Here is a 19,440-nt window from a genome sequence, read left to right as displayed (position 1 = left end):
ACCAATATTTTCACCCACACAAGCCATAGTGAAATTTCCGACGTAAACCTTCTCCAACTCCGCTTCTGCTATCTAGGATTTGCTTCAAGTATCTTATGAGGAAAGTATAACATGAAAACTGCCCTATTTTAGAAAATCGCATATTTGACATTTTTTCTCATAGAAATCTCTCATTTGCGATTGTGGACTAATCGATAAGTTCTTTATATTGCCGTAAGCGTAGTTCAAAAAGGGCTATCAATTGTGGATTTTCTAATACTTGCAGAGATTGGATAAAGTTTTCAATCTCTTTTTGATTGCTCCCCTTAGTTTGAAGGAAAATGCTCATCTTCTTTAAAAATTGCCACAATAATTTTTCAAAAACATCATACGGACGAAGCATGCTCTCCAACTCGGACTCAAAGATTAGGATGTAAGAGAAAAGCTTACGCTCCATAAGCTCTGATATGATATTCAGAAAGCCACTTTTCATATACAGTCTATTGTGTGCCAATTCTTTAAATTCCTTGGATTTTTCAAGTAAAGAGGTTGATAAAAAAATCAGGTCTTGATTGCTCAAGAAGGGCATGGTATTGCAAAAAAGATAGAGTTCAAACCAGGTCCAAGACTCAATAGCATAGAGGTAGGTGGTCAAAAACTCACGATCCTCCTCTTCGAGTAGATAGCTTTTATCCAAGGAATGGATAGCATTTTTAATCACAATAGCGTTCAAACGACGATAGATCTGCGCCATCTGTTCTTGCTCGACTTCCTTCAACAATTGCTCTAAACCAGCTATATCCTGATGGGCAAAACGATCCACAACCCTTCTACCAAATTTCATATGTGGAGATTCTTGATAGTTGTTGAGCTTATGCCCAAATTCATCGAAGGTCACATTTATCCCTTGGATAGCTAGGATCAACTTATCCGCAGACAGCATAGACTGCCCTAGTTCAAACTTGGATAGCTGGGATGCTGTTAGTCCAGCACAAGCCACATCTGACCGCTTGAGTTTTCTCGCCAAGCGCAATTCCTTGTAAAATTCTCCCAATTCCATTCTCTCAATCATCTTGCCACCTCTTATTTTTTATATATTATATCATTATTTGTAATCATTTGTCAAAATATTCTGACATTTAAGGAGGCAAAAAGCCAGCTTCAAGCTGACTCTTTATTCCATGGTATCAAAGGCAAGACTTGGTTTGGCATTGAGGTCCAAGTCTGCAAAGTTTTCTTTGTTCCACTCGCTGACGCTGGCATAGGCAATCATTCCTGCATTGTCTCCACAGAGACGCAAGGGTGGAATAATGACCTTGACATCAGTGATTTCGGCTGCCAAGCGTTCTCTAAGACCTTTATTGGCCGCCACACCACCTGCGACAACAAGGGTTTTAACAGGGTATTTATCTAAAGCTTTCTTAGTTTTTGCCATGAGAATATCCATGACAGCTGCTTGGAAGGAAGCACACAAATCCTCTGTAGACAAGCTTTCTCCCTTTTGCTCAGCATTGTGGTGAAGATTGATAAAGGCAGACTTCAAACCTGAGAATGAAAACTCCAGATTGTCTTCCTTGATCATGGCACGAGGGAAGTCATAAATATCCTGACCTTGATGGGCCAACTCGTCAATCTCGCGACCTGCTGGATAAGTCAAGCCCATGACACGGCCGACCTTATCATAAGCCTCCCCAACTGCATCGTCTCGTGTCTCCCCAACAATCTTGTAATCACCAGCCTCTGACACATAGACCAACTCGGTGTGTCCACCGCTGACCAAAAGTGCCAACAAAGGAAACTCCAAAGGCTCCACACTCTGAGCTGCCATGAGGTGGCCAGCCATGTGGTTGACGGGGATCAGTGGCAGGCCATGTGCCCAAGCAAAGGCCTTGGCAGCTGACAAACCAACTAGTAAGGCTCCAACTAATCCTGGTCCATAGGTAACGGCAACGGCTGTTACGTCCTCTTCGGTAATTCCTGCTTCTGCCAGTGCTTCCTCGATACAGGCTGTAATAACCTCGACATGGTGACGGCTAGCCACTTCTGGCACTACGCCCCCAAAACGTTTGTGACTCTCAATTTGACTCGCAATGACATTGGACAAGAGCTCATCGTCGTTTTTCAAGACGGCGACACTGGTCTCATCACAGGATGTCTCAAATGCTAAAATATATCTATCCTTCATCTATTTCTCTCTTCATGATAATGGCGTCCTCAACTGGGTCATGATAGTAAGCCTTTCGCTCAGCGATGATCGCCATCTTTTCTTTCTTGTAAAATGCTTGCGCTTGATGATTTGATTTTCTAACTTCGAGGAAAATCTCCTTGGCTGTCGGCAATGTTGCAAACAAGGCTGACGCAATCCCCTGACCCTGATAGGCTCCTTTGACAGCGATTTGCAGGACTTCTGCCTCAAAGAGATTCTCCTGCACAGCTAGAAAGCCAATCACTTCTGCCCCATCATAAGCTAGAGCGTACCAAGTCTGGTCTTGGGACAGGTCTGCTTGGATTTGTTCCAGCGTCCAAGGGCTGACTGGGTAAACAGCTACCATGACAGCATAGATGGCTTGAGCTAGTTCAGGCTGTTTTTGGATTCGTTTGATTTCTATCATAAGCGTTTAATGTAAGACTCGCCAGACTCGGTGTGGTTCTTGAGCCAATTTTCCTCGGCTTCGACACGCTTGAGGTAATTTGGCACAAAGTCGTGCAAGGAGTCTTCTTTCTTGTCCCATGCCCAAAGAGCTAGATTAGCTACATTTGGCAAGGTTTCTTGGTAGCTAGCTTGTGGTAGCTGTTCTTGGATCTGCTCCACAAAGGGACCAACTTCTCCGACAAAGGTTACCTGTTCAGCATCCTTGACCTGCTCTAGCACTTCCGCAAAGGACAGGTGCGCTTCTGGAAAGACTGGCTGGGCATTTTCATAAAATCCTGCATACACATTGTTACGACGTGCATCCATGATAGGAATCACCAAGCCTTCTTGCTGACGTGGCACCAGAGCCAAGAGACTGGACATGCCAACCAACTCAATGTTCAGAGTATGAGCCAAGGTCTTGGCAGTTGCTACCGCAATTCGCAAACCTGTGTAGCTACCTGGCCCTTCAGCGACCACGATTCGATCCAAGTCCTTGGGCGTCCAATCCAGACTGGCCATCAAAAAATCGATGGCAGGCATGAGGGTAATACTGTGATTTTTCTTGATATTAATAGTCGTCTCGGCAAGAACCTGCTTGTCCTCTAAAATAGCGAGAGACAGAGCCTTGCTGGACGTATCAAAAGCTAATACTTTCATAACACATTCCTATCTTTTTGTCTGTTTACTATTATACTACAAAAGCCAGCGCATGGGAATTTTCTTTGTTTTGAAACAAAAGGGCCTGTCACTTAGAAAAACAATTCTGCACAAAAATTTAAAAAAAGTTGTAGCTTTTGGAATAGAAAAGTGAACAAGGAAATTGAAAGGTTCTTCGTAAAAAATTTGGATCAGGCATATATGTTTCAACTCGATTTTCGATGCGAGAAATCAACATTGTAACAATAAAGATCTCATCTAAATATACAGAAAGTTCATCCCATCTATCGAGACGAGGTGGATTTTCTCTATATTTAGATGAGTACTGGAGCTTAAGCATTTAAACCAAAGTAGAAAACGAGCCAGACAACATAGGTTACAAGAAGGAGAAAAATTGAATAGAGCGTCACAAAAGCAAGCTTCCAAAGGAATTTTGTTTTGCGGTGTTCCAGATGCACAAACAGGGCATTCCCCCCATAGACACAGGCTACAAAGACTACAAACATCAAGAGGCGAACCCCTACTGCAAATTCAAACAAACTAAACATTCTTAATCCTCCTTTTGTATTCCTATTTTCATATAAACCGTTGACAATGTTGGTCTATCAATGTTAAAATGTAATTCAACACTGGTAGGAAAATTAGGTTGAGTCGTTGACTCTTCGGGTTGCAGTGCTATCCCTGAAACTTTGGTTTCTAAAGAACTGAAATTGCGATTGAACAATTCGCCCCCAGTGTTTGACGGCTCTTGACTTCGGTCAGGAGCTTTTTGATGCTTTCAAAATTGATTCCCTCAGTAAGTTATAGTAAAATATAGATATTGAGAGGATAACGTAGGGCGACTGGTAACAGAGCGTTCAAAGGTACCAACTTCTGGTACGGGTGTGGGACTACCTTCAGCTTTGAGCTGTAAATACCCCTGACTACCATTGGTCCTCTCTTTTTGCTTACTCTTAAATTAAGGGCTTTTCTTTGCCTGTTTAGTAAGCACTCCACTCCATCTTGCTATTTCTACATCGTTATACTTATAGATTGACTTCTTAGCCTCATAGATGATAGAATTAAGTAAAGGCTGAGATCGAGTTTGATTTGGTGACAAGTCATTCAAAGGTTGCGATACATTCGCTTCAGGTAGAGGTGCTGCCATCTGGACTGCTCCAGGAAAATCCCCGAGTTTTGTCTCAGCCTTTTTGGTTGCTCTTGAGATTACTCAGGAGCTTTTTCTTTTTTCAAAGATATCATTCTTCCCAACCATCTACTCTAACGATTAATGAAACTAGAACTATATTCTTCCTTAAATCTACTATCTCCTCAGATTCCCCCTTTAATTATAACACCTAAGCGCTCTCCGACCAAATCCTACCTGTCTTTTTGCTCCCTCTTTCCCTCCCTACTTTCTCCATTTCCGTCTTTTACTAATTTTTCATTTTGTGGTATAATTGAAATAATTGTAACGAATCAAGGTCAATCTAGACACAAAATGGAATGAAATTAAGCAAATCTCTGCTAAAAGTTTGGAATAAGTTGACCTATAAATAGAAAGGAACTATATGATTTACAAAGTTTTTTATCAAGAAACAAAAGAACGTAGCCCACGTCGTGAAACAACACGAGCACTTTACCTAAACATCGATGCCAGCTCAGAACTTGAGGGCCGTATCGCTGCTCGCCAACTTGTCGAAGAAAACCGCCCAGAGTACAACATCGAGTATATCGAACTCTTGTCTGACAAATTGCTAGATTACGAAAAAGAAACTGGCGTCTTCGAAATCACGGAGTTCTAATATGGCCTATACTCTTAAACCTGAAGAAGTCGGCGTTTTTGCCATCGGTGGTCTAGGAGAAATCGGGAAAAACACATACGGAATTGAATACCAAGACGAGATTATCATCGTCGATGCTGGAATTAAATTCCCAGAAGATGACTTGCTGGGTATCGACTATGTTATCCCCGACTACTCTTACATCGTAGACAATATTGACCGCGTCAAGGCTGTCTTGATCACACACGGACACGAGGACCACATTGGTGGAATTCCTTTCCTGCTCAAGCAAGCAAATGTCCCTATCTACGCTGGACCACTTGCCTTAGCTTTGATCCGTGGAAAACTCGAAGAACACGGTCTCTTGCGCAACGCCAAACTTTACGAAATCAACCACAACACTGAGTTGACCTTTAAAAATCTCAAGGCAACTTTCTTTAGAACCACTCACTCCATTCCAGAGCCTTTGGGGATTGTCATTCATACCCCTCAAGGAAAAATCGTCTGTACAGGTGACTTCAAGTTCGACTTTACACCAGTTGGTGAACCAGCGGACTTGCACCGTATGGCTGCTCTTGGGGAAGAAGGCGTTCTCTGCCTCCTCTCTGACTCGACAAATGCAGAAGTGCCAACCTTTACCAACTCTGAAAAAGTCGTTGGCCAGTCCATCATGAAGATTATCCAAGGCATCGAAGGTCGTATCATATTTGCGTCCTTTGCCTCCAATATCTTCCGTCTCCAGCAAGCAACGGATGCCGCTGTTAAGACTGGACGCAAGATTGCAGTCTTTGGTCGTTCTATGGAAAAGGCCATTGTCAATGGTATCGACCTTGGTTACATTAAAGCTCCTAAGGGAACCTTTATCGAACCAAATGAAATCAAAGACTACCCTGCAGGCGAGGTTCTGATCCTCTGTACAGGTAGTCAAGGTGAGCCAATGGCGGCCCTCTCTCGTATCGCTAACGGAACCCACCGTCAGGTGCAACTCCAACCCGGTGATACTGTTATCTTCTCTTCTAGCCCAATCCCTGGAAATACCACTAGCGTCAACAAATTGATTAACACTATTTCTGAAGCTGGTGTCGAAGTTATCCACGGTAAAGTGAACAATATCCATACATCTGGACACGGTGGTCAGCAAGAGCAAAAACTCATGCTCCGCTTGATTAAGCCAAAATACTTCATGCCTGTCCATGGTGAATACCGCATGCAAAAAGTCCACGCTGGACTAGCGGTGGATACTGGTGTCGAGAAGGACAATATCTTTATCATGAGCAATGGTGATGTGCTTGCCCTTACTGCAGACTCAGCTCGTATCGCAGGTCATTTCAACGCCCAAGACATCTATGTCGATGGAAATCGTATCGGCGAAATCGGTGCGGCTGTCCTCAAAGACCGTCGTGATCTATCCGAAGACGGTGTCGTTCTGGCAGTTGCAACTGTTGACTTCAAATCGCAGATGATTCTGTCTGGCCCAGACATCCTCAGCCGAGGATTTGTCTACATGAGAGAGTCTGGCGACTTGATTCGCCAAAGCCAGCGCATCCTCTTCAATGCTATTCGTATCGCACTGAAAAACAAGGATGCTAGCGTGCAATCTGTCAATGGTGCCATTGTCAATGCTATTCGCCCCTTCCTTTATGAAAATACAGAACGTGAACCGATCATCATCCCTATGATCCTCACACCAGATGAAGAATAATACTCTTCGAAAATCAAATTCAAGCCACGTCAGCTTCGCCTTGCCGTACTCAAGTACAGCCTTCGGCTAACTTCCTAGTTTGCTCTTTGATTTTCATTGAGTACAAGTCAACAAAACAGCCCCGTCTTCGGAGCTGTTTTTTCTATGCTTTCTTTTCTTGATTTTTAGAAATACTACGATTTTTACCTTCCAGATACACCATCAAAATAGAAATATCTGCTGGGTTTACACCAGAGATACGGCTGGCTTGGCCGATAGTTTCTGGATTGATAAGTTTGAACTTCTGACGAGCTTCTGTCGCGATAGAATCAATATCATCCCAATCAATATTGGCTGGAATGCGTTTTTCTTCCATGCGTTTCATCTTGGCAACCTGATCCATGGCTTTGGAAATATAGCCTTCGTACTTGATTTCTGTTTCAATCAATTCGATAGTCTTGTCATCCAAGTCCTCAGCAGCTGGCCCGATGAAAGCCACCACATCTTGGTAAGAAACTTCTGGACGGCGAAGGAATTCCTTGGCTGTCACGGCATCAGTTAACGGCTTGAAGCCCATCTTCTCAACCTTGGCATTGGTTTCCTTGACTGGCTTGAGTTTGATGCTGTCTAGTCGCTTCATCTCATTGTCAAATTGATTTTTCTTGATTTCAAAGCGAGCCCAGCGTTCATCATCCACAAGTCCAATCTCGCGTCCCATCTCTGTCAAACGCATATCGGCATTGTCATGGCGAAGAATGAGACGGTATTCAGCACGGCTGGTCAAAAGACGGTAGGGTTCAATGGTTCCCTTGGTCACCAAGTCATCAATCATCACTCCGATATAACCGTCACTGCGCTTCAAAATCAACTCAGGCTTGCCTTGGATTTTCAGAGCCGCATTGATACCAGCGATAATCCCTTGGCCAGCTGCTTCTTCGTAACCTGACGTTCCATTTGTCTGACCAGCAGTGAAAAGACCTGAGATTTTCTTGGTTTCCAGAGTTGCACGCAACTGGTGTGGTAAGACCATGTCATACTCGATAGCATAACCTGTTCGCATCATTTCAGCATTTTCTAAACCTTTGATGGAATGAACCAGCTCACGCTGGACATCCTCAGGAAGACTGGTTGAAAGTCCTTGGACATAGACCTCCTCTGTATTGCGCCCTTCTGGCTCAAGAAAGAGTTGATGACGTTCCTTGTCCGCAAAGCGTACAATCTTATCCTCAATTGATGGACAGTAACGAGGTCCCACTCCCTTGACCACACCTGTAAACATAGGCGCACGGTGGAGATTGTTTTGGATAATCTCATGACTGGTACCATTGGTGTAGGTCAACCAGCATGGAACTTGGTTCTTGACATAATCCTCATCACGTGAAGTGTAGGAGAAGTGATTAGGCGCTTCATCTCCTGGCTGAATCTCTGTCACGTCGTAGTTGATAGAAGAAGCCTTGACACGTGGGGGGGTTCCTGTCTTGAAACGACCGATTTCGAGGCCCAGTTCCTTGAGATTGTCAGCAAGGTTAATAGAAGCTAGGCTGTGGTTAGGACCTGATGAGTACTTGAGATCTCCGATGATGATTTCCCCACGGAGAGCAGTTCCTGTGGTCACGATAACAGCCTTGGCAGCATACTCTTGATGGGTCGCCGTACGCACACCGACAACCTTGCCATCTTCCACCAAAATCTCATCAATCATGGTTTGACGAAGGGTCAGATTTTCTTGATTTTCAACTGTCTTGCGCATCTCCTTAGAGTAAAGCTCCTTGTCAGCCTGCGCACGAAGGGCGCGAACAGCAGGTCCTTTCCCTGTGTTGAGCATCTTCATCTGTATGTAAGTCTTGTCAATATTCTTGGCCATTTCACCACCGAGGGCATCGACTTCACGCACAACAATCCCTTTGGCAGAACCACCGATAGAAGGGTTACAAGGCATAAAAGCCAGCATTTCAATGTTGATGGTCGCGAGCAAGACCTTGCAGCCCATACGGCTGGCAGCCAAGGAAGCCTCGACCCCAGCGTGTCCCGCACCGATTACAATAATATCGTATTCTTCCGTAAAATTATAAGTCATTTTCTCTCCTATTCCTCAAGATGAATGTGTCTTAGTTGGCCGTCCCATTCTGGTAGGGCTGTTTTTAAAAAGGCTGGAACGAGCTGGATATTCTGGAGCTGATCCAAATCAATCCACTCACAGGGCTGCGTTTTTTCATCTTCCTGCATGGTCAATGGGGCATCCTCAAGCAAGTTCACCAGATAATGAAACTCAATGTTGTGATAGGAAACACCGTCCTGTTCAAAACGATTTTCGACCACAAAAGCTAGCTGCCCAGCTTGAGCTTTGACACCCAGCTCTTCCCTCACTTCACGAACTACCGCTTCTTCCGTTCTTTCGTTCACTTGGATTGCTCCGCCGATAGTGTAATACTTGCCCTTGTCTTTGGTGACTAGAAGCTTGCAATTTTGGAGAATCAAGGCTGTCGCCCGAACACCAAAAACCGTATTTCCTACTTTTGTCCGAAAGTCTTGTTGAGTCATTTTTATCCTTTCCCTTAAACGACACAAAAACAGTCAAAACTCCAAAGAAGTGCAGGACAAAAAAGCCTGCAACATCCATGAGCTTTGACCATCATTTCTATTGCTTTTATTATTGTAGCAAATTGAGAAAATTTGTCAATCTAAATGTACTGACAAACTTGTCCATCTCGATAAGCATTATCAATCAAACCACCACCTAGACACTCTTCGCCATCGTAAAAGACAACTGCCTGTCCTGGTGTGATGGCGCGTTGCGGTTCTGCAAAGATGACCTCAGCCTTGTCTCCTTTGACATGTACGGTCACCTTAGAATCGGGCTGACGGTAGCGGAATTTAGCTGTACATTCTAACGTAAACTCCTCTGGCATCTCACGAGTAAAGTGAACTTGACTGGCCTCTAGGCTTGTTGACATGAGCGAATCATGGTAGAATCCTTGTCCGACATAGAGGATGTTCTTGCTCAGGTTTTTTCCAACAACGAACCAAGGGGCATTGTCACCGCCGTGTTGGCCACCGATACCGAGTCCGCCACGCTGACCAATCGTATAATACATCAGACCTGCATGCTCACCCATATCACGTCCATCCACAGCCATCATGCGACCAGGATGGGCTGGCAGGTAGTTACTGAGAAAGTTTTTAAAGTTCTTTTCTCCGATAAAGCAAATCCCTGTCGAATCTTTCTTCTTGGCAGTCGCAAGACCTGCTTCTTCTGCTAGTTTTCGTACCTCAGGCTTTTCCAGATGTCCCAAGGGGAACATGGTTTTTTGGAGTTGTTCTTGCGAAAGTTGACTGAGGAAATAGGTCTGATCCTTGCCATTGTCCACACCACGAAGCATGTGAACAGTACCATCCTCATCACGCGCCACTCGAGCATAATGCCCCGTCGCTACATAGTCTGCCCCCAAGGTCATAGCATAGTCCAAAAAAGCCTTGAACTTGATTTCCTTGTTGCACATAACATCTGGATTTGGCGTACGTCCTGCACGATATTCCGCTAGGAAATACTCAAAAACGCGGTCCCAGTACTCTTTTTCAAAATTGACAGAGTAGTAAGGAATGCCGATCTGGTCTGCCACAGCAGCCACATCCTTGTAATCTTCGGTCGCCGTACAGACGCCGTTTTCATCTGTGTCATCCCAGTTCTTCATGAAGATACCAATCACATCGTAGCCCTGCTCCTTGAGCAAGAGAGCCGTCACCGACGAATCAACACCACCACTCATCCCCACGACAACACGTGTTTTAGAGTTATCACTCATGGTAAGTCTCCCATCTATTCGTTTATTCACGATTGAAGGTCGTGTGTGCTTCAACGATTGAAGGTCGCTTGAGCAGTATTCATTATAACACGCTTGGTTATAGAAGACAAGAAAGAGGCTGATAAATCATCTCAGCCTCTCTTTCATACTTTGCAAATGAATCAATTTCCCCCTTTAAGTTCTTTCTTCGCTTGTTCTATCTGGAATTTCACTTGCTCAAAGCCGGTTCCTCCCAAGGAATTCCGTCTCTGAACAGCGGTTTCTGGACGCAAATAGATATAAATATCCTCTTCAATCAAGGGATGGTAGACTTGCAACTCCTTCAAATCCCAATCTTGGATATTTTTACCATGCTTGATAGAGTCTAGAACCAATTTCCCTACTATTTCATGCGCTTCTCTAAAGGGGAGGCCTTTTTCTGCCAAATAATCTGCTAGTTCAGTCGCATTCGAAAAGTCATTCTCTGTAGATTGCTGCATTTTGGCCTTATGAACCTGCATGCTTGATAGCATACCTGCCAACACATCCAGAGAATTCAAAATCGTTTCTACTGTATCAAACATGCCTTCCTTGTCCTCTTGCAAATCCTTATTGTAAGCCAGAGGCAAAGACTTCATGACGGTCAATAGTCCAAGCAAGTGCCCGTAAACCCGTCCTGTCTTCCCTCGAATCAATTCGGCCATATCAGGATTTTTCTTCTGGGGCATGATAGACGAGCCCGTGGAAAAGCTATCGGACAAGCTAACGTACTGATACTCAAAGCTACACCAATTAATGATTTCTTCGCAAAAACGACTCATATGCATCATCAAAATGCTGGCGTTTGACAGAAATTCCAAGATAAAATCACGGTCACTCACTGCATCCAAGGAATTGGTATAGGGTTGTTGGAAGCCCAATAAATCACTCGATAATTGACGATCGATTGGAAAAGTTGTCCCTGCCAAGGCAGCTGCACCCAGTGGAGATAGGTCCGTATGTTTCAGGTTAAATGCAAAGCGCTCGCTATCCCTTTGAAACATATTGTAATAAGCCATGAGATGGTGGGCAAAACTAATCGGTTGGGCGTGCTGCAAATGGGTATAGCCTGGCATGATGGTTTCCACATGTTTTTCAGCTAAATCCAGCAAAACACTGTTCAGGTTCGCCAACTTATCCAAGACATGGCCAAGCTGCTCCTTTAGATATAAGTGCATATCCGTTGCGACTTGGTCATTCCGAGAACGAGCTGTATGTAGTTTTCCAGCCAGAGGACCGATTTTCTCTGTCAGCAAGACTTCCATATTCATATGGATATCTTCATTTGCAATGTCAAAATGAAGATATCCTGCCTCTAACTCTCGCAACAAAGCTTGCAGACCATCTTGGATCTGCTCCGCCTCTTCCAAGCTCAAAATGCCAGTCTGTCCTAGCATTTGAACATGAGCTAAGGAACCCATCAAATCAAATTTTGCCAGCTGGTGGTCAAAGGAAATACTCGCACCGAACTGTTCTACCCAATCTTCCACAGTGCCTTCAAATCGACCACCCCATAATTTTGTATTTTTCGGCATATCCTGTCGTCCCTTTCTATCGCGTCACTACTCAACATTTTTCTGAACTTCTGAATAAACCTTAGTCGGAAGCCCCCAAAGCTTGATAAAACCAACAGCCGCATCTTGGTCAAAGGTATCCGCACTGGTATAAGTCGCCAAATTTTCATCGTAAAGAGAATTTGGAGATTTCCGAGCCACTACCTGAGCATTCCCCTTATAGAGTTTAACTTTTGCAGTTCCATTGACAACTTTCTGTGTCTCCTTGATATAGGCAATCAAAGCCTGAGTTGCTGGGCTAAACCACAAGGCATTATAGATGAGATTGGACAACTCATTTTCGATAATAGGTTTGAAATGAGCCACTTCTCTCACAAGAGTCAAGTCCTCAATCTCCTTATGAGCTGCCAATAAAGTCACAGCACCTGGGCACTCATAAATCTCTCTTGACTTAATACCGACTAGGCGATTTTCCACATGGTCAATACGACCAACACCGTGTTTGCCCGCAATTTCATTTAGCTTTTGAATCAAAGTAGCCACTTTCATCTTCTCTCCATTGAGGGATATAGGCACCCCGCAACTAAACTCAATGTCAATAAATTCTGGACTGTCTGGTGCCTCTTCTGGAGAAGATGTGATTCCAAATGCTTCTTCTGGTGCTTGGTTCCAAGGATTTTCCAAGACACCACATTCATTTGCACGTCCCCAAAGATTTTGATCGACAGAGTAAGGATTGTCAAGGTCAGCTGGAACTGGAACGCCGTTTTCTTTGGCATATTGGATTTCTTCTTCACGAGACCATTTCCACTCACGAACAGGCGCAACTACCTTTAAATTGGGATCCAAAGCTGCAATAGAGACTTCAAACCGAACTTGGTCGTTTCCCTTACCTGTGCAACCATGAGCAATTGTGGTTGCCCCCGTCTGATGAGCTATTTCAACGAGTTTTTTTGAAATAAGAGGGCGGCTCAGAGCGGATACCAAGGGGTACTTTTGTTCATAGTAGGCATGAGCCTGAAGGGCCACTAAAACATAGTCATTAGCAAATTCTTCCTTGACATCAATGACATAGGACTCTACAGCCCCAACCTTGAGAGCTTTATCATGGATGAACTCCAAATCTTTTCCTTCGCCCACATCCATACAAACAGCGATCACATCATAGTCTTTTTTTAACCATGTAATAGCAACTGATGTATCCAATCCACCTGAATAGGCTAAAATGACTTTTTCCTTACTCATTTCTCTTCCTTCTTTCTATTTTTCGATAGAGGCTTTAAAAGCATCGTCAATCAATTTGTCCAATTCCCCAGAATCCTTCAACTTCTGGATAGTTTTGTCAACCGCCTCTTTTAATTCTTTACTGTCTTTTTTCATCGCAACAGCGTAGGAATCTTCTGTAGCATTGTCAAAATCAAACTCAGCGATGGCTAGGTCTGGATTATTCTCTACAAATCCTTTCGCCACTGGTTCCTCAAAGATAACCGCATCCAGTTGCCCTGACTTCAAATCTGTTATCAAATTTCCATTTTTAGGAAGTGAAACGAGAGAAGAATTCTGCAGGGTTTCTTTAGCCAGAGTTTCCTGGATAGAACCTTTCTGCGCTCCAACCTTTTTCTGAGCCAAATCCTTCACTGATTGGTAATTCGTTAATTCAGATTTTCTTACGATAACCTTATTTTTCGAAGTGTAGTAGGGAATTGAAAAATCGTAAACTTGACTTCTCTCCTCCGTTTTAGAGACACCTGATATGGCGAGATCGGCCTTGCCTGAATTAAGACTAGCCAGTACATTGTCAAAACTCATTGGAGAAAACTCCACTTCTACACCTAGTTCCTTTGCGATGGCTTTGGCGAGCTCAACATCTGAACCTACAATCTGATTTTTCCCATCAACCAATTTCTGGTATTCAAATGGAGCAAACTCTGGATTTAGGGCCACCACCAATTTTCCTTTAGCCTTAATGGCTTCAACACCTTGGGACTGACTGTTACTACAAGCAAATAACAAGGGAAACATAAGCAAACCAAACATCGTCATCAACACCTTCTTCACTTTATTCATAGAAGAGCCTCCTTTTATTTTTATACTTTATTATTGTATAAATAATACTCCTCTCGCCCTCGTTTGTCAAGAGGAAACTGTATTTTATTTCATTTTAATCAAGAAAAAGCTTATTATATGATATATTTTTTACATATAATAAGCTTATTTATACTATTTGATTTTTAAAACAATTTGAAGGATTTCGTTGGAATTATACAAACAGAGCATTGCTGAGAATATCGTTACACCTTTTGTTATAGAGAAACAAAAAGAGCCCTAAAGGACTCTTGTATTCTTAATACCAACCGTTGTTAAGCCAGAAGTTCTTGGCAGCTGTCCATGAGCCGTAGCGTCCTGCAACGTAGGCATCTGCTACACGTTCTTGGTTTTCAGCTGAGTAGTCACCGTTCAAGTATGAATCTGTCAATTGGTAACGTCCGATGTATTGGCCATTTGTAGCTGTGTAACTACCACCTGATTCTTTTTGAGCGATCCATTCTTTGGCTTCTGCTTCAGAACCACTTACAGTAGATGTTGCTACAGTGTTGCTTTCTGCTGCTGGTGCTTCATAAGTTGTAGTTGCAGCTGGAGCTTCTTCAACTGTTTCTGTAGCTACTGGAGCTGTTTCTTCCGTTGTTGCTGCTGGAGCTGCAGTAGAAGCTGTCCCTTCGATGACCAAAACTTGGTCAACATAGATAAGGTGGATATCTTTGATATTGTTTTTTGCTGCTAATTTTTCAGCAGTCGTGTTGTACTTCTCAGCGATTTCTGAAAGAGTATCACCTGATTTAACAGTGTAAGTTACAGTTTCTTGTGCAGATGCAAGAGCTGGGGCAAAGAAAGCAAGCAAGGCTGCTACTCCTGCGATAGTTGTTTTGATTTTTTTAGTTGTTAATGACATATCTAAAAATTCTCCTTCCATTGAATATATCTATGATACCTTTTAAATGTTACCGTTGTTTAACGGTTATATGTAGAAATATTACAAAAATGTTTTATATTTACCGTTTTAAGGAGGTTTTTGTCACAAAAGACCTTATTTTATACTATCTTTAATCATTTTGAGCTTTTGATAAGGGAAATAAGCGCAGAGGTCCATTCTTTGGTATAATAGATATAAGAATCTTTGTAAGGGGAAACAGATGCAATCACTTCGTTTTCAATCTGTCTTTGATATTATCGGACCAGTCATGATTGGCCCATCAAGTAGCCACACAGCTGGAGCTGTTCGTATTGGGAAAATCGTCTCCTCCATCTTTGACGATACGCCAACAGAGGTAGAATTCCAATTGTTTAACTCATTTGCCAAGACCTATCGTGGTCATGGAACTGACCTTGCTCTCGTCGCTGGTATTTTAGGTATGGACACGGATAATCCCGACATTCCAAATAGTCTCGAGATTGCCCATAAGCGTGGTATCAAGATTGTCTGGACCATTCAGAAAGACAGTAACGCACCTCACCCTAACACCACTAAAATCACTGTGAAGAATGACCATAAGTCCATTAGTGTGACAGGGATTTCCATCGGTGGAGGGAATATTCAGGTAACCGAACTCAATGGCTTTGCCGTCTCTCTCAATATGAATACACCGACTATCATCATCGTTCATCAAGATATTCCAGGTATGATTGCCCTCGTTACAGAGGCACTTTCACGCTATGATATCAATATCGCCCAGATGAATGTGACTCGGGAAAAAGCTGGAGAAAAAGCCATTATGATTATCGAAGTCGATAGTCGAAGTTGCGAAGAGGCGATTGAAGAAATCCGAAAAATCCCTCATCTCCACAATGTCAATTTCTTTAAGTAGGAGGAAACATGTTTTATTCTATCAAAGAATTGGTCGAGCAAGCAGATCTAGACTTCCAAGGAAATGTCGCAGAACTCATGATTGCGACAGAATATCAATTAACCGGTCGGGAACGCCCAGAAGTTCTCCTCCTCATGGAACGCAATCTAGAAGTCATGAAAGCCTCTGTTGAGCTCGGTCTCAGTGAAAATAAATCCCGTAGTGGCCTGACAGGTGGCGATGCTGCCAAACTAGACCGCCATCTCAAAAGTGGCAAGGCCTTGTCTGACTTTACCATCCTATCAGCAGCCCGAAATGCCATCGCGGTCAACGAACACAACGCTAAAATGGGTTTGGTCTGTGCCACTCCAACCGCAGGAAGTGCTGGCTGTCTGCCAGCTGTTCTCACTGCTGCTATCCAAAAACTTGATCTCAGCCACAAAGAACAGCTCGATTTCCTCTTTGCTGCGGGTGCCTTTGGATTGGTTATCGCAAACAACGCTTCTATCTCAGGTGCTGAAGGTGGCTGCCAGGCAGAAGTTGGCTCTGCCTCTGCCATGAGTGCCGCAGCCTTAACCTTGGCTGCAGGTGGAACCCCGTATCAGGCTAGCCAAGCCATCGCTTTTGTCATTAAAAATATGCTGGGCCTCATCTGCGACCCCGTCGCTGGTTTGGTTGAAGTTCCCTGTGTTAAGCGCAATGCCATGGGAGCCAGCTTTGCCTTTATCGCAGCAGATATGGCCTTGGCAGGTATCGAGTCTAAGATCCCTGTTGACGAAGTCATCGATGCCATGTACCAAGTCGGATCAAGTCTTCCAACTGCCTTTCGTGAAACGGCTGAAGGTGGACTCGCAGCCACCCCGACTGGTCGTCGCCTACAAAAAGAAATCTTCGGAGAATAAGCTTATCTATTAGGAGAAACTATGCCCTCTATCTCAGCAATCTTTTTTGATCTAGACGGAACTCTGGTTGACAGTTCCCTCGGGATCCACAATGCCTTTACCCATACCTTTGAACAACTAGGAGTTCCAAGCCCTGATGCCAAAACCATTCGTGGTTTTATGGGACCGCCACTTGAAAGTAGTTTTGCAACATGTCTTCCCAAGGAGCAAATCTCAGAGGCTGTTCAAATCTACCGCTCTTACTACAAGAAAAAAGGAATCCACGAAGCGCAGCTCTTCCCCCGAATGACGGAATTGCTTCAAGAACTCTCGAAAAACTATCCTCTCTACATCACTACTACAAAGAATACTCCTACTGCTCATGATATGACTAAAAATCTGGGAATCCATCATTTCTTTGATGGTATTTACGGCTCTAGTCCTGAAACGCCTCACAAGGCGGATGTCATCCGTTACGCCTTGCAAACGCATCAACTTCCTGCAGACCAAGTCCTTATCATCGGAGATACCAAGTTTGATATGATTGGAGCCCAAGAAACTAGCATTAAAAAGTTCGCTGTTACTTGGGGATTTGGAGAAGAGGCTGATTTACTCAGCTATCAACCTGACTGGATTGCCCATACCATTGACGATATCATTAAGCAACTATAAATAATACAACGATTTGAAATTACAGAGTAAAAAGGCCAAGGTCCTGTACAAACAGAACCTTGGCTTTCTATTTATAATTAATTGGTTGGACACTCTTACTCAACGTGGGTTGTCTCATTTGCAAAGGAAATAATCGCTTCTTTGAGCTCATCTCCGCTGAGTGAACGGAACTCTTCAATCTTTTGATCGATGGCTTCTAGAGGCATGACGTTTACCTTACCAACGAAAATCTTATCCATGACTTGGTTATCAACCAATTCGGTCGAAACCAAGAGTTCTTCATAGAGTTTTTCACCTGGTCGGATACCGACCTCAACGATTGGAATTTCACTTTCCGTGTGCCCGCTTAGAAGGACCATTTTCTTAGCCAAGTCGTAGATCTTAACTGGTTTGCCCATATCAAGGATAAAGACTTCTCCGTCCTTGGCATAAGCACCAGCATGGATGACCAGACGGCTAGCCTCTGGAATGGTCATGAAGTAACGTGTCATACGGAAGTCTGTCACCGTTACAGGACCACCTTCAGCAATCTGACGTTCAAAGACAGGAATCACGCTACCACGACTACCGAGAACATTCCCAAAACGAACTGCACAGTAGGTTGATTTACTACGTTGGTTAAAGCCAGTGACAATCAACTCTGCCACGCGCTTAGTCGCACCCATAACATTCGGTGGATTGACCGCCTTGTCTGTCGAAATCATGACCATCTTAGGTACTTTGGCTTCATCAACAGCCTTGGCAACATTGTAAGTCCCGAGGATATTGTTCTTGAAGGCTTCTTTTGGATTGCGTTCCATCATCGGAACGTGTTTGTGGGCTGCAGCATGGTAGATGATAGCTGGTTTGTACTGTTCAAACACTTGTAAAAGACGATCATAATCCTGAATATCTGCAATGACAGGAACATAATCAATCCCTTGGAATTTACGAATCAACTCATGATAAATAAGGTAGATTGAATTTTCACCATGTCCAAGCAAGACGATACGCTCTGGGTTGAAGCGACTAATCTGGCGACAAATCTCCGAACCAATCGAACCACCGGCTCCTGTCACCAAGATGGTCTTACCTGTAATTTCTGCACCCAGACGTGATTCGTCAAGGCGAATTTCCTGACGGCCCAAAAGGTCTGTGATATCAATTTTTTGGAAACCACTACCTGATTGATGTAATCCTTGAACAACTGTCTCAACTTTAGGCATCTTGTAACATTTGACACCTAGTTTATTACACATTTGCAAGATACGTTCATACTCTGATGGATCAAGCGAAGGGATTGCTACGATAACACGCTCGATTTGGTGACGTTTGGCCAATTCAGGTAGATTGTCATAAGAACCTAGAACTGGGATTCCACCTAGTTTTTGCCCTTTTTTCTTTTCATCGTTGTCCAAAATCCCCACTATCTCAAGCTCACTGGTTGGATGTTGGTAGCTATTCATAAAGAGGGCACCACCATCTCCCGCACCAATCAAGAAGGTACGACGATGCTCTCCATCTCCACTACCCTTTTTACGTTTGGAATAAATCAACTGCCAGGTGATGCGAGGAAGCAAGATGAGGAAGGTACTCAACAAAATGAAGAGCACGATGAAACGGATTGAAAATAATGGAAGAAAGGCATAGCAGATTCCATAAGAAAGAACACTACTGAGTGTCACTCCAAAAAAGATTTTCATAAAATCCGTAATCTTACTGTAGCGACTAATACTAGCATTCAGCCCCCAAAATGCAATTATGATTTGATAGAGAAGGAAGGCTAAAAGAGTGTAGATCACATAGTCCACAGGCGCAGGATTTATTAGGCCGTAAAACAAGATATAAGACACGATGATGGAAACCACCATACTCAGAATATCGAATATCCCCCAAAACACTTGTTTTTGCTGTTTATTTAAAATTTCAACCAGATCAATCACGTAATCTGTTAGTTTTTTATTCATAGGAATTTACTCCCCCTTAAAAGAGTCAGATGATACTATTGTTATGATA

Annotated in this window: 18 protein-coding genes; 5 read left to right on the top strand and 13 right to left on the bottom strand. The window is 43.5% G+C overall.

Annotation, left to right across the window (positions count from 1 at the left end; genetic code table 11):
- Positions 1-187: 187 nt before the first annotated feature.
- The 5 genes from ACIY14_RS02955 to ACIY14_RS02935 form a co-directional block, all read right to left on the bottom strand.
- Positions 188-1,051, bottom strand: coding sequence for an XRE/MutR family transcriptional regulator (locus ACIY14_RS02955; RefSeq protein WP_409001470.1), 864 nt, complete (start codon positions 1,049-1,051; stop codon positions 188-190).
- A 102-nt stretch (positions 1,052-1,153) separates the two neighbouring features.
- Positions 1,154-2,164, bottom strand: coding sequence for a tRNA (adenosine(37)-N6)-threonylcarbamoyltransferase complex transferase subunit TsaD (gene tsaD, locus ACIY14_RS02950; protein ID WP_409001469.1), 1,011 nt, complete (start codon positions 2,162-2,164; stop codon positions 1,154-1,156).
- Positions 2,154-2,591, bottom strand: a complete 438-nt coding sequence (gene rimI / locus ACIY14_RS02945; RefSeq protein ID WP_409001468.1) for a ribosomal protein S18-alanine N-acetyltransferase — start codon at positions 2,589-2,591, stop codon at positions 2,154-2,156. Before rimI ends, tsaD begins: the two co-directional genes overlap by 11 nt.
- Complete coding sequence (tsaB, locus tag ACIY14_RS02940; protein ID WP_409001467.1) at positions 2,588-3,271, bottom strand: tRNA (adenosine(37)-N6)-threonylcarbamoyltransferase complex dimerization subunit type 1 TsaB; 684 nt, start codon at positions 3,269-3,271, stop codon at positions 2,588-2,590. Before tsaB ends, rimI begins: the two co-directional genes overlap by 4 nt.
- A 332-nt stretch (positions 3,272-3,603) precedes the next feature.
- Positions 3,604-3,819 (bottom strand): hypothetical protein, encoded by a 216-nt coding sequence (locus ACIY14_RS02935; RefSeq protein ID WP_000492029.1) that lies wholly within the window; start codon positions 3,817-3,819, stop codon positions 3,604-3,606.
- A gap of 1,002 nt (positions 3,820-4,821) precedes the next feature.
- On the opposite strand from ACIY14_RS02935, the gene ACIY14_RS02930 reads away from it, so the two are divergent.
- Both ACIY14_RS02930 and rnjA read left to right on the top strand, forming a co-directional pair.
- A complete protein-coding gene (locus tag ACIY14_RS02930; RefSeq protein ID WP_409001466.1) occupies positions 4,822-5,055 on the top strand; it encodes a DNA-dependent RNA polymerase subunit epsilon in 234 nt (77 codons plus the stop codon).
- A gap of 1 nt (position 5,056) precedes the next feature.
- The gene (gene rnjA, locus ACIY14_RS02925) at positions 5,057-6,736 is read left to right on the top strand and encodes a ribonuclease J1 (protein WP_409001465.1); all 1,680 of its coding nucleotides are present in this window, start codon (positions 5,057-5,059) and stop codon (positions 6,734-6,736) included.
- A 142-nt stretch (positions 6,737-6,878) separates the two neighbouring features.
- Here rnjA and mnmG read toward each other — a convergent pair whose 3' ends face one another.
- The 7 genes from mnmG to ACIY14_RS02890 all read right to left on the bottom strand — a co-directional run bounded on the left by mnmG (position 6,879) and on the right by ACIY14_RS02890 (position 15,000).
- Positions 6,879-8,792 carry a tRNA uridine-5-carboxymethylaminomethyl(34) synthesis enzyme MnmG gene (gene mnmG / locus ACIY14_RS02920; protein WP_409001464.1) on the bottom strand — a complete coding sequence of 638 codons (1,914 nt, stop codon included), beginning with the start codon at positions 8,790-8,792 and terminating at the stop codon, positions 6,879-6,881.
- Positions 8,793-8,800: 8 nt separating this feature from the next.
- Positions 8,801-9,256, bottom strand: a complete 456-nt coding sequence (locus tag ACIY14_RS02915; RefSeq protein ID WP_409001463.1) for an NUDIX hydrolase — start codon at positions 9,254-9,256, stop codon at positions 8,801-8,803.
- A gap of 140 nt (positions 9,257-9,396) precedes the next feature.
- Entirely contained in the window at positions 9,397-10,518 is a 1,122-nt protein-coding gene (gene mnmA, locus ACIY14_RS02910) for a tRNA 2-thiouridine(34) synthase MnmA (protein ID WP_409001462.1), read from the bottom strand.
- A gap of 161 nt (positions 10,519-10,679) precedes the next feature.
- Positions 10,680-12,071 (bottom strand): argininosuccinate lyase, encoded by a 1,392-nt coding sequence (gene argH / locus ACIY14_RS02905; RefSeq protein WP_409001461.1) that lies wholly within the window; start codon positions 12,069-12,071, stop codon positions 10,680-10,682.
- 27 nt (positions 12,072-12,098) lie between these two features.
- Positions 12,099-13,295: an argininosuccinate synthase gene (locus ACIY14_RS02900; RefSeq protein WP_000031910.1), complete on the bottom strand. Its 1,197-nt coding sequence runs from the start codon at positions 13,293-13,295 to the stop codon at positions 12,099-12,101.
- Between the two features lie 15 nt (positions 13,296-13,310).
- Positions 13,311-14,117: an ABC transporter substrate-binding protein gene (locus ACIY14_RS02895; RefSeq protein ID WP_409001460.1), complete on the bottom strand. Its 807-nt coding sequence runs from the start codon at positions 14,115-14,117 to the stop codon at positions 13,311-13,313.
- A 277-nt stretch (positions 14,118-14,394) separates the two neighbouring features.
- Positions 14,395-15,000, bottom strand: a complete 606-nt coding sequence (locus ACIY14_RS02890) for a LysM peptidoglycan-binding domain-containing protein (RefSeq protein WP_000060311.1) — start codon at positions 14,998-15,000, stop codon at positions 14,395-14,397.
- A gap of 241 nt (positions 15,001-15,241) precedes the next feature.
- On the opposite strand from ACIY14_RS02890, the gene sdaAB reads away from it, so the two are divergent.
- Genes sdaAB through ACIY14_RS02875 form a run of 3 tightly spaced genes read left to right on the top strand, consistent with a single transcriptional unit; the run spans position 15,242 to position 17,445 of the window.
- The gene (sdaAB, locus tag ACIY14_RS02885) at positions 15,242-15,913 is read left to right on the top strand and encodes an L-serine ammonia-lyase, iron-sulfur-dependent subunit beta (protein ID WP_001191181.1); all 672 of its coding nucleotides are present in this window, start codon (positions 15,242-15,244) and stop codon (positions 15,911-15,913) included.
- A gap of 8 nt (positions 15,914-15,921) precedes the next feature.
- Positions 15,922-16,794 (top strand): L-serine ammonia-lyase, iron-sulfur-dependent, subunit alpha, encoded by an 873-nt coding sequence (sdaAA, locus tag ACIY14_RS02880; RefSeq protein WP_242746408.1) that lies wholly within the window; start codon positions 15,922-15,924, stop codon positions 16,792-16,794.
- Positions 16,795-16,815: 21 nt separating this feature from the next.
- Complete coding sequence (locus tag ACIY14_RS02875; RefSeq protein WP_001139318.1) at positions 16,816-17,445, top strand: HAD-IA family hydrolase; 630 nt, start codon at positions 16,816-16,818, stop codon at positions 17,443-17,445.
- Positions 17,446-17,540: 95 nt separating this feature from the next.
- On the opposite strand, the gene ACIY14_RS02870 is transcribed toward ACIY14_RS02875, so the two are convergent.
- Positions 17,541-19,391 (bottom strand): nucleoside-diphosphate sugar epimerase/dehydratase, encoded by a 1,851-nt coding sequence (locus tag ACIY14_RS02870; protein WP_001035719.1) that lies wholly within the window; start codon positions 19,389-19,391, stop codon positions 17,541-17,543.
- Positions 19,392-19,440 lie beyond the last annotated feature (49 nt).

This window comes from Streptococcus sp. ST16 (assembly GCF_046098135.1).
Lineage (GTDB): Bacteria > Bacillota > Bacilli > Lactobacillales > Streptococcaceae > Streptococcus.
Note: the sequence above shows the minus strand (reverse complement) of the source record. Positions and strands in the feature narration are given on the sequence as shown.

Coding starts and splice junctions, on each gene's coding strand:
- ACIY14_RS02955 (WP_409001470.1), bottom strand. CDS start 1,051: ATGATTGAGAGAATGGAATTGGGAGAATTTTACAAGGAATTGCGCTTG.
- tsaD (WP_409001469.1), bottom strand. CDS start 2,164: ATGAAGGATAGATATATTTTAGCATTTGAGACATCCTGTGATGAGACC.
- rimI (WP_409001468.1), bottom strand. CDS start 2,591: ATGATAGAAATCAAACGAATCCAAAAACAGCCTGAACTAGCTCAAGCC.
- tsaB (WP_409001467.1), bottom strand. CDS start 3,271: ATGAAAGTATTAGCTTTTGATACGTCCAGCAAGGCTCTGTCTCTCGCT.
- ACIY14_RS02935 (WP_000492029.1), bottom strand. CDS start 3,819: ATGTTTAGTTTGTTTGAATTTGCAGTAGGGGTTCGCCTCTTGATGTTT.
- ACIY14_RS02930 (WP_409001466.1), top strand. CDS start 4,822: ATGATTTACAAAGTTTTTTATCAAGAAACAAAAGAACGTAGCCCACGT.
- rnjA (WP_409001465.1), top strand. CDS start 5,057: ATGGCCTATACTCTTAAACCTGAAGAAGTCGGCGTTTTTGCCATCGGT.
- mnmG (WP_409001464.1), bottom strand. CDS start 8,792: ATGACTTATAATTTTACGGAAGAATACGATATTATTGTAATCGGTGCG.
- ACIY14_RS02915 (WP_409001463.1), bottom strand. CDS start 9,256: ATGACTCAACAAGACTTTCGGACAAAAGTAGGAAATACGGTTTTTGGT.
- mnmA (WP_409001462.1), bottom strand. CDS start 10,518: ATGAGTGATAACTCTAAAACACGTGTTGTCGTGGGGATGAGTGGTGGT.
- argH (WP_409001461.1), bottom strand. CDS start 12,071: ATGCCGAAAAATACAAAATTATGGGGTGGTCGATTTGAAGGCACTGTG.
- ACIY14_RS02900 (WP_000031910.1), bottom strand. CDS start 13,295: ATGAGTAAGGAAAAAGTCATTTTAGCCTATTCAGGTGGATTGGATACA.
- ACIY14_RS02895 (WP_409001460.1), bottom strand. CDS start 14,117: ATGAATAAAGTGAAGAAGGTGTTGATGACGATGTTTGGTTTGCTTATG.
- ACIY14_RS02890 (WP_000060311.1), bottom strand. CDS start 15,000: ATGTCATTAACAACTAAAAAAATCAAAACAACTATCGCAGGAGTAGCA.
- sdaAB (WP_001191181.1), top strand. CDS start 15,242: ATGCAATCACTTCGTTTTCAATCTGTCTTTGATATTATCGGACCAGTC.
- sdaAA (WP_242746408.1), top strand. CDS start 15,922: ATGTTTTATTCTATCAAAGAATTGGTCGAGCAAGCAGATCTAGACTTC.
- ACIY14_RS02875 (WP_001139318.1), top strand. CDS start 16,816: ATGCCCTCTATCTCAGCAATCTTTTTTGATCTAGACGGAACTCTGGTT.
- ACIY14_RS02870 (WP_001035719.1), bottom strand. CDS start 19,391: ATGAATAAAAAACTAACAGATTACGTGATTGATCTGGTTGAAATTTTA.